This is a genomic window from Enterobacter sp. BNK-22 (assembly GCF_048684805.1).
In the GTDB taxonomy this organism is placed as follows: Bacteria; Pseudomonadota; Gammaproteobacteria; order Enterobacterales; family Enterobacteriaceae; genus Enterobacter; species Enterobacter quasiroggenkampii.
Map to the genome: position 1 here is coordinate 3,584,780 of NZ_JBLQTT010000001.1, position 14,374 is coordinate 3,599,153.

A 14,374-nucleotide genomic window follows, 5' to 3' on the forward strand; every position below is an offset into this window, starting at 1 on the left:
CACATCTTAATGGTGTGTTCGAGTCTCTCAAATTTTCGCAATCAGAAGTGAAACATCTTCGGGTTGTGAGGTTAAGCGACTAAGCGTACACGGTGGATGCCCTGGCAGTCAGAGGCGATGAAGGACGTGCTAATCTGCGAAAAGCGCCGGCGAGGTGATATGAACCTTTGACCCGGCGATGTCCGAATGGGGAAACCCAGTGCAATTCGTTGCACTATCGTTAACTGAATACATAGGTTAACGAGGCGAACCGGGGGAACTGAAACATCTAAGTACCCCGAGGAAAAGAAATCAACCGAGATTCCCCCAGTAGCGGCGAGCGAACGGGGAGCAGCCCAGAGTCTGAATCAGCTTGTGTGTTAGTGGAAGCGTCTGGAAAGTCGCACGGTACAGGGTGACAGTCCCGTACACGAAAATGCACAGGTTGTGAACTCGAAGAGTAGGGCGGGACACGTGGTATCCTGTCTGAATATGGGGGGACCATCCTCCAAGGCTAAATACTCCTGACTGACCGATAGTGAACCAGTACCGTGAGGGAAAGGCGAAAAGAACCCCGGCGAGGGGAGTGAAAAAGAACCTGAAACCGTGTACGTACAAGCAGTGGGAGCACCTTCGTGGTGTGACTGCGTACCTTTTGTATAATGGGTCAGCGACTTATATTCTGTAGCAAGGTTAACCGTATAGGGGAGCCGAAGGGAAACCGAGTCTTAACTGGGCGTTAAGTTGCAGGGTATAGACCCGAAACCCGGTGATCTAGCCATGGGCAGGTTGAAGGTTGGGTAACACTAACTGGAGGACCGAACCGACTAATGTTGAAAAATTAGCGGATGACTTGTGGCTGGGGGTGAAAGGCCAATCAAACCGGGAGATAGCTGGTTCTCCCCGAAAGCTATTTAGGTAGCGCCTCGTGAACTCATCTTCGGGGGTAGAGCACTGTTTCGGCTAGGGGGCCATCCCGGCTTACCAACCCGATGCAAACTACGAATACCGAAGAATGTTATCACGGGAGACACACGGCGGGTGCTAACGTCCGTCGTGAAGAGGGAAACAACCCAGACCGCCAGCTAAGGTCCCAAAGTCATGGTTAAGTGGGAAACGATGTGGGAAGGCACAGACAGCCAGGATGTTGGCTTAGAAGCAGCCATCATTTAAAGAAAGCGTAATAGCTCACTGGTCGAGTCGGCCTGCGCGGAAGATGTAACGGGGCTAAACCATGCACCGAAGCTGCGGCAGCGACGCTTATGCGTTGTTGGGTAGGGGAGCGTTCTGTAAGCCGTTGAAGGTGTGCTGTGAGGCATGCTGGAGGTATCAGAAGTGCGAATGCTGACATAAGTAACGATAAAGCGGGTGAAAAGCCCGCTCGCCGGAAGACCAAGGGTTCCTGTCCAACGTTAATCGGGGCAGGGTGAGTCGACCCCTAAGGCGAGGCCGAAAGGCGTAGTCGATGGGAAACAGGTTAATATTCCTGTACTTGGTGTTACTGCGAAGGGGGGACGGAGAAGGCTATGTTAGCCGGGCGACGGTTGTCCCGGTTTAAGCATGTAGGCGGAGGTTCCAGGTAAATCCGGTACCTTTTAACGCTGAGGTGTGATGACGAGGCACTACGGTGCTGAAGTAACAAATGCCCTGCTTCCAGGAAAAGCCTCTAAGCATCAGGTAACATCAAATCGTACCCCAAACCGACACAGGTGGTCAGGTAGAGAATACCAAGGCGCTTGAGAGAACTCGGGTGAAGGAACTAGGCAAAATGGTGCCGTAACTTCGGGAGAAGGCACGCTGATATGTAGGTGAAGCCCCTGCGGGTGGAGCTGAAATCAGTCGAAGATACCAGCTGGCTGCAACTGTTTATTAAAAACACAGCACTGTGCAAACACGAAAGTGGACGTATACGGTGTGACGCCTGCCCGGTGCCGGAAGGTTAATTGATGGGGTTAGCGGCAACGCGAAGCTCTTGATCGAAGCCCCGGTAAACGGCGGCCGTAACTATAACGGTCCTAAGGTAGCGAAATTCCTTGTCGGGTAAGTTCCGACCTGCACGAATGGCGTAATGATGGCCAGGCTGTCTCCACCCGAGACTCAGTGAAATTGAACTCGCTGTGAAGATGCAGTGTACCCGCGGCAAGACGGAAAGACCCCGTGAACCTTTACTATAGCTTGACACTGAACACTGGTCCTTGATGTGTAGGATAGGTGGGAGGCTTTGAAGCGTGGACGCCAGTCTGCGTGGAGCCGTCCTTGAAATACCACCCTTTAATGGCTGGTGTTCTAACGTAGACCCGTGATCCGGGTTGCGGACAGTGTCTGGTGGGTAGTTTGACTGGGGCGGTCTCCTCCCAAAGAGTAACGGAGGAGCACGAAGGTTAGCTAATCCTGGTCGGACATCAGGAGGTTAGTGCAATGGCATAAGCTAGCTTGACTGCGAGAGTGACGGCTCGAGCAGGTGCGAAAGCAGGTCATAGTGATCCGGTGGTTCTGAATGGAAGGGCCATCGCTCAACGGATAAAAGGTACTCCGGGGATAACAGGCTGATACCGCCCAAGAGTTCATATCGACGGCGGTGTTTGGCACCTCGATGTCGGCTCATCACATCCTGGGGCTGAAGTAGGTCCCAAGGGTATGGCTGTTCGCCATTTAAAGTGGTACGCGAGCTGGGTTTAGAACGTCGTGAGACAGTTCGGTCCCTATCTGCCGTGGGCGCTGGAGAATTGAGGGGGGCTGCTCCTAGTACGAGAGGACCGGAGTGGACGCATCACTGGTGTTCGGGTTGTCATGCCAATGGCACTGCCCGGTAGCTAAATGCGGAAAAGATAAGTGCTGAAAGCATCTAAGCACGAAACTTGCCCCGAGATGAGTTCTCCCTGAGACTTTAAGTCTCCTGAAGGAACGTTGAAGACGACGACGTTGATAGGTCGGGTGTGTAAGCGCAGCGATGCGTTGAGCTAACCGATACTAATGAACCGTGAGGCTTAACCTTACAACGCCGAAGATGTTTTGGCGAAGAGACGAACAATCAAAATTCAGCCTTGATACAGATTAACAGAATTTGCCTGGCGGCTTTAGCGCGGTGGTCCCACCTGACCCCATGCCGAACTCAGAAGTGAAACGCCGTAGCGCCGATGGTAGTGTGGGGTCTCCCCATGTGAGAGTAGGGAACTGCCAGGCATCAAACAAGTGAAGAGGCCATCCGAAAGGATGGCCTTTTTGCGTTTATACGCCAAAAAAACGGCAGACCGGGTAAGGCAAAGCCACCACCCCGGCACGTCAGACCGCACTCCACGTCACAATAAAGCCCGCAATCCCATCCACATCATTTAAGTCCAGCACCGGAACCTCAAGTGGCAATACCACATCACTGGCCACCGCAATGACATGCTCATCCAGCGTTAACTCGCTGAAATCATGCCCGGCATCGCTTCTGAACAGCAGGATCTTAGGCACTGCCTCATGCTTAAATCCCTCAATCAGCACCAGATCCAGGGTGGAATGATCCATCCGACTGACCAGATAAGCGAGATCCAGCGGGGCCTCATCCGACGTTTCTGTCATTAGCGCCCAGCGCTGAGGGCTTGCTACCATCGTTTGTGCTGCTCCGGCCTTACGCAGCTCATAGCTGTCTTTTCCTGGCGTATCGATATCCATGTTGTGATGACTATGCTTAATCAATCCCGGACGAAGGCCTCTGGCACACAGCGCGGGTATCAGCTTTTTCAGCAGCGTGGTTTTCCCGGTCCCACTCCATGCGGAAATGGCTAAAAGAGGTATCATTTTTTCTCCTGCATCATCTGCAAATCTTCATGCGTATTCACGTTCACAAACGCTGATTTCACATCGCTAAAATCAACGGAATGGCCGCCAGACTCACGCATGAAGACCATCACCCTGCGCTCTCCCGCAGCCAGATAGCTCTGCAGAGCAGGTACTAGCGATCGATGCATCAACGCGATAGCAGGATGGTCACGCTCGCCGTCATGTACCCAAACCACAGGTGCTGTACCACGAAGCAGGAACAGACGCTCGACGAGATCGGAGGGAATAAACGGGTTATCGCAGGGACAGAAGATAAACCACTCTCCGTGCGACTGTTGCATGACCGAAAGCATACCGGCAAGCGGGCCCGGGTAATTCTCAAGGCTATCCTGATAAACGGCGTACCCGCTTTGCCGGTAAGTGTCGATATGCCTGTTCGCGCTGATGGCCATTGTCGTCACCTGGCCGGCGAGCGTATCGGCGACATGCTGCCACAAGGGTTTTCCATTAAGAAGCTGAAGCCCCTTATCTTTACCGCCCATTCGCGTTGCTCTGCCGCCTGCCAGAACGACCCCGATGATTTCCTGGCTAACATTCACGAATATCGCCTCTTTTATTGTGGGATTGACCCTGCTAACGTGTCACTCTAAATGAAAGGAGCACCACCATGAAATGTAAACGTCTGAATGAAGTTATTGAACTCCTCCAGCCCGCCTGGCAAAAAGAGCCAGAACTCAATCTGATGCAATTTTTACAGAAACTGGCGAAAGAGTCAGGTTTTGACGGCGATCTGGCAGACCTTTCTGACGACATCCTGATCTACCACCTTAAAATGCGCGACTCCGCCAAAGATGCTGTTATTCCTGGTATTCAGAAAGATTATGAGGAAGATTTTAAGACCGCATTGCTGCGCGCCCGAGGCGTAATTAAAGAGTAAAAGCTTGTAAGCGGCGGCACCGAAATCGCCACAAGATGATATCCTGAATCATTCGTATAATTTCCGGATGATCGGATGAACGACCAGGCTTTTACTTTCCAGACCTTACACCCGGACACCATTATGGATGCCCTGTTTGAACAGGGTATTCGGGTGGATTCCGGGCTAACACCATTAAACAGCTACGAAAACCGCGTCTATCAATTTCAGGACGAGGATCGTCAGCGCTACGTCGTAAAATTCTATCGTCCTGAACGCTGGTCCGTTGAACAAATTCAGGAAGAGCATCAGTTTGCTCACGATCTGCTGGATGACGATGTCCCCGTTGCCGCGCCCCTGAAATTCAATAACCAAACGCTCCTCACACACGAAGGGTATTACTACGCAGTATTCCCAAGCCTGGGTGGTCGTCAGTTTGAAGCGGATAATATCGATCAGATGGAGTGGGTTGCCCGCTATCTTGGGCGTATACACCAGACGGGGCGCAAAAAAGCCTTTATTGCCCGCCCGACGATGGGGATTCAGGAATACCTTCTTGAACCGCGCGAACTATTCGAAACGTCTGCAATGATCCCCGCTGCGCTAAAGGATGATTTCCTCAACGCCACCGATAAGCTTATTGCTGCAGTGAAAACCTGCTGGCGCGATGATATTTCCGTCCTGCGCCTGCATGGCGATTGTCACGCCGGGAATATTCTCTGGCGTGATGGACCGCTGTTTGTCGATCTCGATGATGCGCGTATGGGGCCAGCGGTTCAGGACCTGTGGATGCTGCTCAATGGCGACAAAGCCGAGCAACGCATGCAGCTTGAAACCATTATTGAAGCTTATGAAGAATTTAGCCCGTTTAATTCAGACGAAATTGCCCTGATTGAGCCTTTACGTGCGATGCGTTTTGTTTATTATCTCGCATGGTTAATCAGGCGTTGGGACGATCCGGCATTTCCTCGCAATTTCCCGTGGCTTACCGGAGAGGATTACTGGCGTAGCCAGATATCTACATTTACTGAGCAGGTTAAGGTTCTTCAGGAGCCCCCTCTGCAATTAACGCCGATGTATTAATTGGACACACCCAGGAGAGAGTTAATCATGAAAAAAATTTGGCTGGCGCTGGCAGGTATGATTCTGGCATTTAGCGCTTCTGCTGCGCAGTTTACCGACGGCAAACAGTTCATCACGCTGGACAAGCCGGTCGCTGGCGAGCCACAGGTTCTGGAGTTCTTCTCGTTCTATTGCCCACACTGCTATCAGTTCGAGCAGGTGCTGCATGTTTCTGACAACGTGAAGAAAAAGCTGCCGGAAGGCACCAAAATGACCAAGTACCACGTTGAGTTCCTGGGCCCATTGGGTAAAGACCTGACTCAGGCATGGGCGGTGGCGATGGCACTGGGCGTGGAAGATAAGATCACTTCGCCAATGTTTGAAGCCGTACAGAAAACCCAGACCGTTCAGACCACTGCGGATATCCGTAAAGTGTTCGTTGATGCGGGCGTGAAAGGTGAAGAGTACGATGCCGCATGGAACAGCTTCGTGGTGAAATCACTGGTTGCCCAGCAGGAAAAAGCGGCTGCTGATCTCCAGCTTCAGGGCGTTCCGGCGATGTTTGTTAACGGCAAATATCAGCTGAACATGCAGGGCATGGACACCAGCAGCATGGATATTTTCGTACAGCAGTATGCAGATACCGTGAAATACCTGGTTGAGAAGAAGTAATTTCGTTGATGTAAAAACGCCGGTCACTGACCGGCGTTTTTGTATGAAGATTTTATCTTGTCTATCTGTTCGTCTTTCTCTTTCCAGAGCGTATTAAGCCACTGCTGGAAACGACGTTTGAAGTTCTTATCGTTTACGTAATCACCGTGCAGTTCAGCGTCAATCGGAACCAGGTCGACGTGCACGACAATGCGCGTCAGTTTGCCGCTGAGCATATCGAAGAACGGTGTCCTGTCGTTTTCCGGATAGCAGAGCGTGACGTTAAGAAGTTTATCGAACTGTGCTCCCAGTACGTTAAGCGTCATCGCAATCCCTGCCGCCTTTGGCGGCAACAGATGCTGATAAGGAGAGCGAGTTTGCTGGCGCTTCTCTTCCGTAAACCGGGAACCTTCAACAAAGTTCACGATGGTCGTAGGATGTGCACGAAACTTTTCACAGGAACGGCGCGTGGTCTCCACATCCTTACCGCGACGTTCCGGATGACGAATCAAATAGCTGCGCGAATAGCGTTTCATAAACGGCATATCAAGCGCCCAGCAGGCCAGCCCGATAAAAGGCACCCAGGCGAGCTGCTGTTTCAGGAAGTATTTGTTCATCGGGATGTGTTTGCGAAAAAGCACGCATAACACCACGATGTCCGCCCAGCTGTGGTGATTGCAGATCAGCAGGTACCAGTTCTTTTTGTTGAGACTCTCCAGCCCTTTGACATCCCACTTCAGATGCGGGTTAAGGCACAACAAGATCGCCAGCCCTTCGCACCAGCAATACATCATGAAGTTACAAAATGCGGACACGGCTCGCCACACCACGGGTACGGGCAGCAGCAGTTTAATGATCCCAGCGAGAATGATAGGCACGGAACAGGCGATCGTCACCAGGATAGTTAAAATGATGCTTAGCAGTAATGTTATTGCAGCGAGCAATCTCGACATGATGAGCTTTTTCAAATAGTTAGCTGTAAGTGAGCGACCGGCTAGTCGACGCTGGGCGCTGATTTTACCAGAAAACAAACGAATGAATGGCGCTTTCACATGATGATTTGGCGGCTTTTACCCTGGCGCAGCAGATTTCTCTGGGGTTCTGCGCGAATCAAGGCTTATATCCACATAGACTAAATTGCCATCAGTTGACCATATAGATAAGATCTAACAACATAACAGCATGATAATTAAGATCTAAATATTACCTCATATGTGTTTTTCGCGTCTGTTATTCATATGAAGTGAAAATATTCACAAACTTATCCACAGTTTTATTTTTGCGAGCGATCCTCACGATCGCAAAATCTTTTCCTGTATCTGGCGCTAATAACTGATGTTTTCATCCTTCTGTGGCATCCTTTACTCATAAATTGATTAAAGGCACGGACATTATGGTTCAGATCCCAGAAAACCCTCTTATTCTCGTCGATGGCTCTTCTTACCTGTATCGGGCATACCATGCGTTTCCTCCTCTGACCAATAGCGCAGGGGAACCTACCGGCGCAATGTACGGCGTGCTGAATATGCTGCGCAGCCTGATTCTGCAGTATCAGCCAACCCATGCGGCCGTTGTGTTTGATGCGAAAGGCAAAACGTTCCGCGATGAGTTGTTTGAACATTACAAATCCCACCGTCCGCCAATGCCTGACGATCTGCGTGCGCAGATAGAGCCGCTGCATGCCATGGTAAAAGCCATGGGGCTACCGCTGCTGGCCGTTTCTGGCGTTGAAGCCGATGACGTCATCGGTACGCTGGCGCGTGAAGCCGAAAAGATGGGGCGTCCCGTGCTGATCAGCACCGGTGATAAAGATATGGCACAGCTGGTGACGCCAGGGATCACCCTGATTAACACCATGACCAACACCATTCTGGGGCCTGAAGAGGTCGTCACTAAGTATGGCGTTCCGCCAGAGCTGATTATCGACTTCCTCGCGTTGATGGGCGATTCCTCGGATAACATCCCTGGTGTTCCTGGCGTCGGTGAGAAAACCGCGCAGGCGTTGCTTCAGGGGCTGGGCGGGCTGGATACGCTCTACGCCGAATCAGACAAAATCGCCGGGCTCTCCTTCCGTGGTGCAAAAACCATGGCCGGGAAGCTGGAAGAGAACAAAGAGGTGGCTTATCTCTCCTATAAGCTGGCAACCATCAAAACCGATGTCGAACTGGAGCTGGGCTGTGAACAGCTGGAAGTGCAGCAGCCTTCTGCGGACGAGCTTCTGAGTCTGTTTAAGAAATACGAATTTAAGCGCTGGACCACTGACGTGGAAGCCGGCAAGTGGTTGCAGGCAAAAGGGGCGAAACCTGCGGCAAAGCCGAAGGAGACGATTGTCGTTGATGCAGAAGAGCAGGCGGAAGAAGAAGCTGTGGTGCTTACCTTCGACAACTACGAAACCCTTCTTGAAGAGTCGCAGCTCATTGCCTGGATCGAAAAACTGAAAAAAGCGCCGGTCTTCGCCTTTGACACCGAAACGGACAGTCTCGATAACATTTCTGCCAATATGGTAGGCCTGTCATTTGCGACAGAGCCTGGTCATGCGGCCTATGTTCCCGTGGCGCACGATTACCTGGACGCGCCGGAACAGCTCTCCCGTGAACGCGTGCTTGAGCTGCTGAAGCCGATCCTGGAAGACGAAAAGGCGCTTAAGGTTGGGCAAAACCTCAAGTACGACCGCGGTATTCTGCAAAACTACGGCATTGAACTGCGCGGGATCGCCTTCGACACCATGCTCGAATCCTACATTCTGGACAGCGTTGCGGGCCGCCATGATATGGATTCCTTATCTGACCGCTGGCTCAAGCACAAAACCATCACCTTTGAAGAGATTGCCGGTAAAGGGAAAAATCAGCTCACCTTTAACCAGATTGCTCTCGAAGAGGCAGGACGCTACGCGGCGGAAGACGCTGACGTCACGCTGCAGCTGCACCTGAAGATGTGGCCAAAGCTACAGAAGCACGAAGGTCCGCTGAACGTGTTCCAGAATATTGAGATGCCGCTAGTGCCCGTGCTGTCCCGCATTGAACGCAACGGCGTGAAAATCGATCCAACGGTGCTGCATAACCACTCCGGGGAACTGGCGCAGCGTCTGACCGAGCTGGAGCAAAAAGCGCATGAGCTTGCAGGCGAGCCGTTTAACCTCTCTTCGCCGAAGCAGCTGCAAACCATTCTGTTTGAAAAGCAGGGCATCAAGCCGCTGAAGAAAACCCCTGGCGGTGCGCCTTCAACCTCTGAAGAGGTGCTGGAAGAACTGGCGCTGGATTATCCTCTGCCAAAAGTGATTCTGGAGTACCGTGGTCTCGCGAAGCTGAAGTCTACCTACACTGATAAGCTCCCGCTGATGATCAACCCGAAAACGGGCCGCGTGCACACCTCATACCATCAGGCTGTCGCGGCGACCGGTCGTCTCTCGTCAACCGATCCCAACCTGCAGAACATCCCGGTACGTAACGAAGAGGGCCGCCGTATTCGCCAGGCTTTCATCGCACCAGAGGATTATCTGATTGTCTCGGCGGACTACTCGCAAATCGAACTGCGCATTATGGCGCACCTGTCCCGCGACAAAGGCCTGCTGAGCGCTTTTGCCGAAGGGAAGGATATCCACCGGGCGACTGCAGCCGAAGTCTTCGGTCTGCCGCTGGACAGCGTAACCAACGAACAGCGCCGCAGCGCTAAGGCGATCAACTTTGGGCTGATTTACGGCATGAGTGCATTTGGGCTTTCGCGCCAGCTCAACATTCCGCGTAAAGAGTCGCAGAAGTATATGGATCTCTACTTCGAGCGTTATCCGGGCGTGCTGGAATATATGGAACGTACCCGCGCGCAGGCGAAAGAGAAAGGCTACGTTGAAACCCTGGACGGCCGCCGTCTCTATTTACCGGACATCAAATCCAGCAACGCCGCGCGCCGCGCGGGTGCAGAGCGTGCCGCGATCAACGCCCCGATGCAGGGCACCGCGGCGGACATTATTAAGCGTGCAATGATCGCCGTTGATGCCTGGCTCGAGAAAGAGAAACCGCGCGTGAAAATGATCATGCAGGTACACGATGAACTGGTATTTGAAGTGCACAAGGACGACCTCGACGCCGTGTCGAAGAAGATCCACGAACTGATGGAAAGCAGCATGACGCTGGACGTGCCGTTGCTGGTGGAAGTGGGAAGTGGTGAAAACTGGGATCAGGCTCACTAACGGTTCTTCGCATAACGCGCTGTTTATGTAAGTTTGCAACATAAGAACGCGCGTTTTGTGACGATCATTAGAATTCCCTATGTAAAGAATGAAAAAAAACTACAAAAAGTGCTTTTTCTGCAGCACAAAAAGGGGTAGAGTTATCGGCGTAGGGTACAGAGGTAAGATGTTCTATCTTTCAGACCTTTTACTTCACGTAATCGGATTTGGCTGAATATTTTAGCCGCCCCAGTCAGTAATGACTGGGGCGTTTTTTATTGCGGCAAAGAAACTTTCGGGCAAAAAAAAGCGCGGCCATCGCCGCGCCCGGTATTACTCTTCTTCCGCTTCCGTCGCGGGTTCCAGCTCGTTAAACCAGGTGTCGAGCTTTTGACGCAGCTTGTCCACGCCCTGCTTTTTCAGCGAGGAGAACGGTTCAACCTGCACATCGCCGTTGAACGCCAGTACCGCTTCGCGAACCATATTCACCTGCGCTTTACGCGCGCCGCTTGCCAGCTTATCGGCTTTTGTCAGCAGCACCAGCACGGCGATATCGCTTGCCACCGCCCAGTCGATCATCTGCTGATCCAGATCTTTCAGGGGATGGCGAATATCCATCAGCACCACCAGACCTTTCAGGCACAGGCGTTTTTCCAGGTATTCACCCAGCGCACGCTGCCACTTGATTTTCATCTCTTCGGGTACCTGCGCGTAACCGTACCCCGGTAAGTCGACCAGGCGTTTGCCCTCTGCGACTTCAAACAGGTTGATCAGCTGGGTACGGCCAGGTGTTTTTGAGGTACGCGCCAGGTTCTTCTGATTGGTCAGCGTATTCAGGGCGCTGGATTTCCCCGCATTAGAGCGGCCAGCAAAGGCCACTTCAATACCGGTATCAGAGGGGAGGTGGCGAATATCGGGCGCACTGGTGACAAAATGCGTCTGTTGGTAGTTCCAGGTAGTCACGTGGTCGTCTCCAAAATCGTAATCTGAGGGGGATTATACCTGAATGCAGGCAAAAGGCTTTTCTGATTGCTATGCCCTGTAGGCGAATGCCCCCACCGGTGTGAGAGATCGGCCAGTGATGCTATGGGAGATTTCAGAGAATTCGCAGGCGTTAAAAAACGCAAACTGTTTTAAATCATAAGCTTATTTTCGGGTAATTGTCTGAAAATCTCTTTTTATACCGTTTCGTTGCTTGTTAGTTTAACGGAACAAGGTAAAGTGTGCGTCAGGGCGAGGAAGCCAACAGGAAATCGACTTAAGGATTAGGGTCAGGAGCGCCAGGAGGCGAAGACGCAGGATTGTCAGGACGACCAGCGCCTGGAGGCGTTTTAACAGGAAATGGAACCGTATCACGGACGGTATTAGCCAAGGGATAAACAGGGTTTGTTGTTGGCAAACATGGAATGTCTGACCCGCTAAGGGTTGTGAGTCAGGAAAAAAGGCGACAGATTGCTCTGTCGCCTTTTTTCTTTGCTTGCTTTCTGCTAGATTTCGCCGCAATTCTATACTGAAGAAAACGACTTAAAGATAAAACATCATGAAAAAACCAACCTCCGCTGCGGGCGCGAAACGCCCTGCAAAAGCACGCCGCAAAACGCGCGAAGAACTGAACCAGGAAGCGCGCGACCGCAAACGCGACAAAAAACATCGCGGTCATGCTGCGGGTAGCCGTGCCAACGGTGGTGGTGCAGCGGGCGCTTCTGCAAAAGGCAAACAGCAGAAAGATCCTCGTATCGGCAGTAAAACTCCCATTCCACTGGGCGTGACAGACACCCCGGTCACTAAGCAGCACAAACCAAAGAGCGAGAAACCTATGCTTTCACCGCAGGCTGAGCTGGATTTGCTGGAGAATGATGAGCGCCTGGACGCGCTGCTGGAACGTCTTGAAGAGGGTGAAACCCTGACCGCTGAAGAGCAGTCATGGGTGGATGCCAAACTGGATCGCATCGACGAGCTGATGCAGAAGCTGGGTCTGTCTTACGATGATGAAGACGACGAAGAAGAAGACGAAAAGCAGGAAGATATGATGCGTCTTCTGAAGGGTGGAAACTAACATTTGCACCCGGCAGGCACGATAGTCCTGCTTATAACCCTTCCGGTTATATGTTATCTGGTGTGGTTATTCGTTAAACTACGGCGGTTGTCGCGGCGACAGAAGTGGCTGCGCACCCGAATGATGGCCCGCAATGGGGTCAGAACGGGCCGCCGTATACGAACGCGACACCAACGGAAGGAGTGAGCATGTCAGCACCAACTATCGACTGGGATTTGGCCCTAATCCAGAAATATAACTATTCCGGGCCGCGTTATACGTCATACCCCACCGCGCTGGAGTTCTCCGATGCCTTCGGCGAGGGGGATTTTCAGCAGGCTGTTGCGCGCTATCCTGAGCGTCCGCTGTCGCTCTACGTCCATATTCCGTTCTGCCACAAGCTTTGCTATTTCTGCGGCTGCAATAAAATCGTGACCCGCCAGCAGCATAAAGCCGACCAGTACCTTGACGCGCTCGAACAGGAAATTGTGCATCGCGCGCCGCTGTTTAAAGGCCGTCACGTCAGCCAGCTGCACTGGGGCGGCGGTACGCCAACCTATCTGAATAAAGCGCAAATCAGTCGCCTGATGACGCTTCTGCGCGATAATTTCAGTTTTAACGACGACGCAGAAATCTCGATCGAAGTCGATCCGCGTGAAATTGAGCTGGATGTCCTCGATCACTTACGCGCCGAAGGCTTCAACCGCCTGAGCATGGGCGTACAGGACTTCAATAAAGAGGTTCAGCGTCTGGTGAACCGCGAGCAGGACGAAGACTTTATCTTTGCCTTACTCAACCATGCGCGTGAAATTGGCTTCACCTCGACCAATATTGACCTGATTTACGGCCTGCCAAAGCAAACGCCGGAAAGCTTCGCCTTCACGCTGAAGCGCGTGGCCGAACTCAACCCGGACCGTCTGAGCGTCTTTAACTACGCGCATCTGCCGACGCTGTTTGCCGCCCAGCGTAAAATCAAAGATGCCGATCTGCCTTCTGCTCAGCAGAAGCTGGATATCCTGCAGGAAACCATCACCTCGCTGACCGACACCGGCTACCAGTTTATCGGTATGGATCACTTTGCCCGTCCGGATGACGAACTGGCGGTCGCTCAGCGCGAAGGGGTCCTGCACCGCAACTTCCAGGGCTACACGACCCAGGGCGATACCGATTTGCTGGGAATGGGCGTCTCCGCCATCAGCATGATCGGCGACTGCTACGCGCAAAACCAGAAAGAACTGAAGCTGTATTACCAGCAGGTTGATGAGACGGGCAACGCGCTGTGGCGCGGCATCGCATTAACGCGCGATGACTGTATCCGTCGCGATGTGATTAAGGCGCTTATCTGCAACTTCCGTCTCGATTTCAGCGACGTGGAAGCGCAGTGGACGCTGAACTTCAGCGATTATTTCGCGGAAGACCTGAAGCTGCTGGCGCCGCTGGCGAAAGACGGGCTGGTGGATGTGTCGGAGAGCGCGATTGAGGTCACGCCAAAAGGGCGTCTGTTGATCCGCAATATCTGCATGTGCTTCGACGCGTATCTGCGTCAGAAAGCGCGTATGCAGCAGTTCTCGCGGGTGATTTAAACTGCAATGCCGGGTGGCAGCTTCGCCTTACCCGGCCTACAAAAGTGCGAAATGTAGGCCGGGTAAGCGAAGCGCCACCCGGCTTTTCATCGCCAACTCGCTAGCTAAACAGCCCAACCAGCGCCGCGCACAGTACCGCCGCAACGGCGGTTTGTGGCGTGTGGCTTTCAGCGGCTCCGCTAGAGAGCATATTCACGAATGTTTCCAGCATGATG

At 52.5% G+C, this 14,374-nt stretch carries 11 protein-coding genes and 2 rRNA genes; 8 read left to right on the forward strand and 5 right to left on the reverse strand.

The window, feature by feature from the left end; translation table 11 throughout:
• Positions 1-69 precede the first annotated feature (69 nt).
• Both ACMGGE_RS16910 and rrf read left to right on the forward strand, forming a co-directional pair.
• Positions 70-2,974 (forward strand): 23S ribosomal RNA (locus ACMGGE_RS16910).
• A gap of 72 nt (positions 2,975-3,046) precedes the next feature.
• Positions 3,047-3,162, forward strand: a 5S ribosomal RNA gene (gene rrf, locus ACMGGE_RS16915).
• Between the two features lie 99 nt (positions 3,163-3,261).
• Here the strand turns inward: rrf and mobB are convergent.
• Positions 3,262-3,765: a molybdopterin-guanine dinucleotide biosynthesis protein MobB gene (mobB, locus tag ACMGGE_RS16920; RefSeq protein ID WP_196353178.1), complete on the reverse strand. Its 504-nt coding sequence runs from the start codon at positions 3,763-3,765 to the stop codon at positions 3,262-3,264.
• Positions 3,762-4,346, reverse strand: coding sequence for a molybdenum cofactor guanylyltransferase MobA (mobA, locus tag ACMGGE_RS16925; RefSeq protein ID WP_420293980.1), 585 nt, complete (start codon positions 4,344-4,346; stop codon positions 3,762-3,764). The genes mobB and mobA overlap by 4 nt, the downstream gene beginning before the upstream one ends.
• A gap of 68 nt (positions 4,347-4,414) precedes the next feature.
• Between mobA and ACMGGE_RS16930 the strand changes: the two genes are divergently transcribed.
• The 3 genes from ACMGGE_RS16930 (at position 4,415) to dsbA (ending at position 6,397) form a co-directional block, all read left to right on the forward strand.
• Positions 4,415-4,684 carry a YihD family protein gene (locus ACMGGE_RS16930; protein WP_008501866.1) on the forward strand — a complete coding sequence of 90 codons (270 nt, stop codon included), beginning with the start codon at positions 4,415-4,417 and terminating at the stop codon, positions 4,682-4,684.
• Positions 4,685-4,759: 75 nt separating this feature from the next.
• Positions 4,760-5,746 (forward strand): serine/threonine protein kinase, encoded by a 987-nt coding sequence (locus ACMGGE_RS16935; RefSeq protein ID WP_126535034.1) that lies wholly within the window; start codon positions 4,760-4,762, stop codon positions 5,744-5,746.
• Between the two features lie 27 nt (positions 5,747-5,773).
• Complete coding sequence (gene dsbA, locus ACMGGE_RS16940) at positions 5,774-6,397, forward strand: thiol:disulfide interchange protein DsbA (protein ID WP_045909081.1); 624 nt, start codon at positions 5,774-5,776, stop codon at positions 6,395-6,397.
• A 23-nt stretch (positions 6,398-6,420) separates the two neighbouring features.
• Here dsbA and ACMGGE_RS16945 read toward each other — a convergent pair whose 3' ends face one another.
• On the reverse strand, positions 6,421-7,329 hold the full coding sequence (locus tag ACMGGE_RS16945; RefSeq protein ID WP_267215803.1) for an acyltransferase: 909 nt from the start codon (positions 7,327-7,329) through the stop codon (positions 6,421-6,423).
• Between the two features lie 440 nt (positions 7,330-7,769).
• Between ACMGGE_RS16945 and polA the strand changes: the two genes are divergently transcribed.
• Complete coding sequence (polA, locus tag ACMGGE_RS16950) at positions 7,770-10,562, forward strand: DNA polymerase I (RefSeq protein WP_126535036.1); 2,793 nt, start codon at positions 7,770-7,772, stop codon at positions 10,560-10,562.
• A gap of 312 nt (positions 10,563-10,874) precedes the next feature.
• Here polA and yihA read toward each other — a convergent pair whose 3' ends face one another.
• Complete coding sequence (yihA, locus tag ACMGGE_RS16955; protein WP_048226811.1) at positions 10,875-11,504, reverse strand: ribosome biogenesis GTP-binding protein YihA/YsxC; 630 nt, start codon at positions 11,502-11,504, stop codon at positions 10,875-10,877.
• A gap of 577 nt (positions 11,505-12,081) precedes the next feature.
• Here yihA and yihI point away from each other — a divergent pair.
• A complete protein-coding gene (gene yihI, locus ACMGGE_RS16960) occupies positions 12,082-12,597 on the forward strand; it encodes a Der GTPase-activating protein YihI (protein WP_014885763.1) in 516 nt (171 codons plus the stop codon).
• 188 nt (positions 12,598-12,785) lie between these two features.
• Positions 12,786-14,159 (forward strand): oxygen-independent coproporphyrinogen III oxidase, encoded by a 1,374-nt coding sequence (gene hemN, locus ACMGGE_RS16965; RefSeq protein ID WP_262797370.1) that lies wholly within the window; start codon positions 12,786-12,788, stop codon positions 14,157-14,159.
• Between the two features lie 100 nt (positions 14,160-14,259).
• On the opposite strand, the gene ACMGGE_RS16970 is transcribed toward hemN, so the two are convergent.
• Positions 14,260-14,370, reverse strand: coding sequence for a YshB family small membrane protein (locus tag ACMGGE_RS16970; RefSeq protein WP_032622955.1), 111 nt, complete (start codon positions 14,368-14,370; stop codon positions 14,260-14,262).
• Between the last annotated feature and the right edge of the window lie 4 nt (positions 14,371-14,374).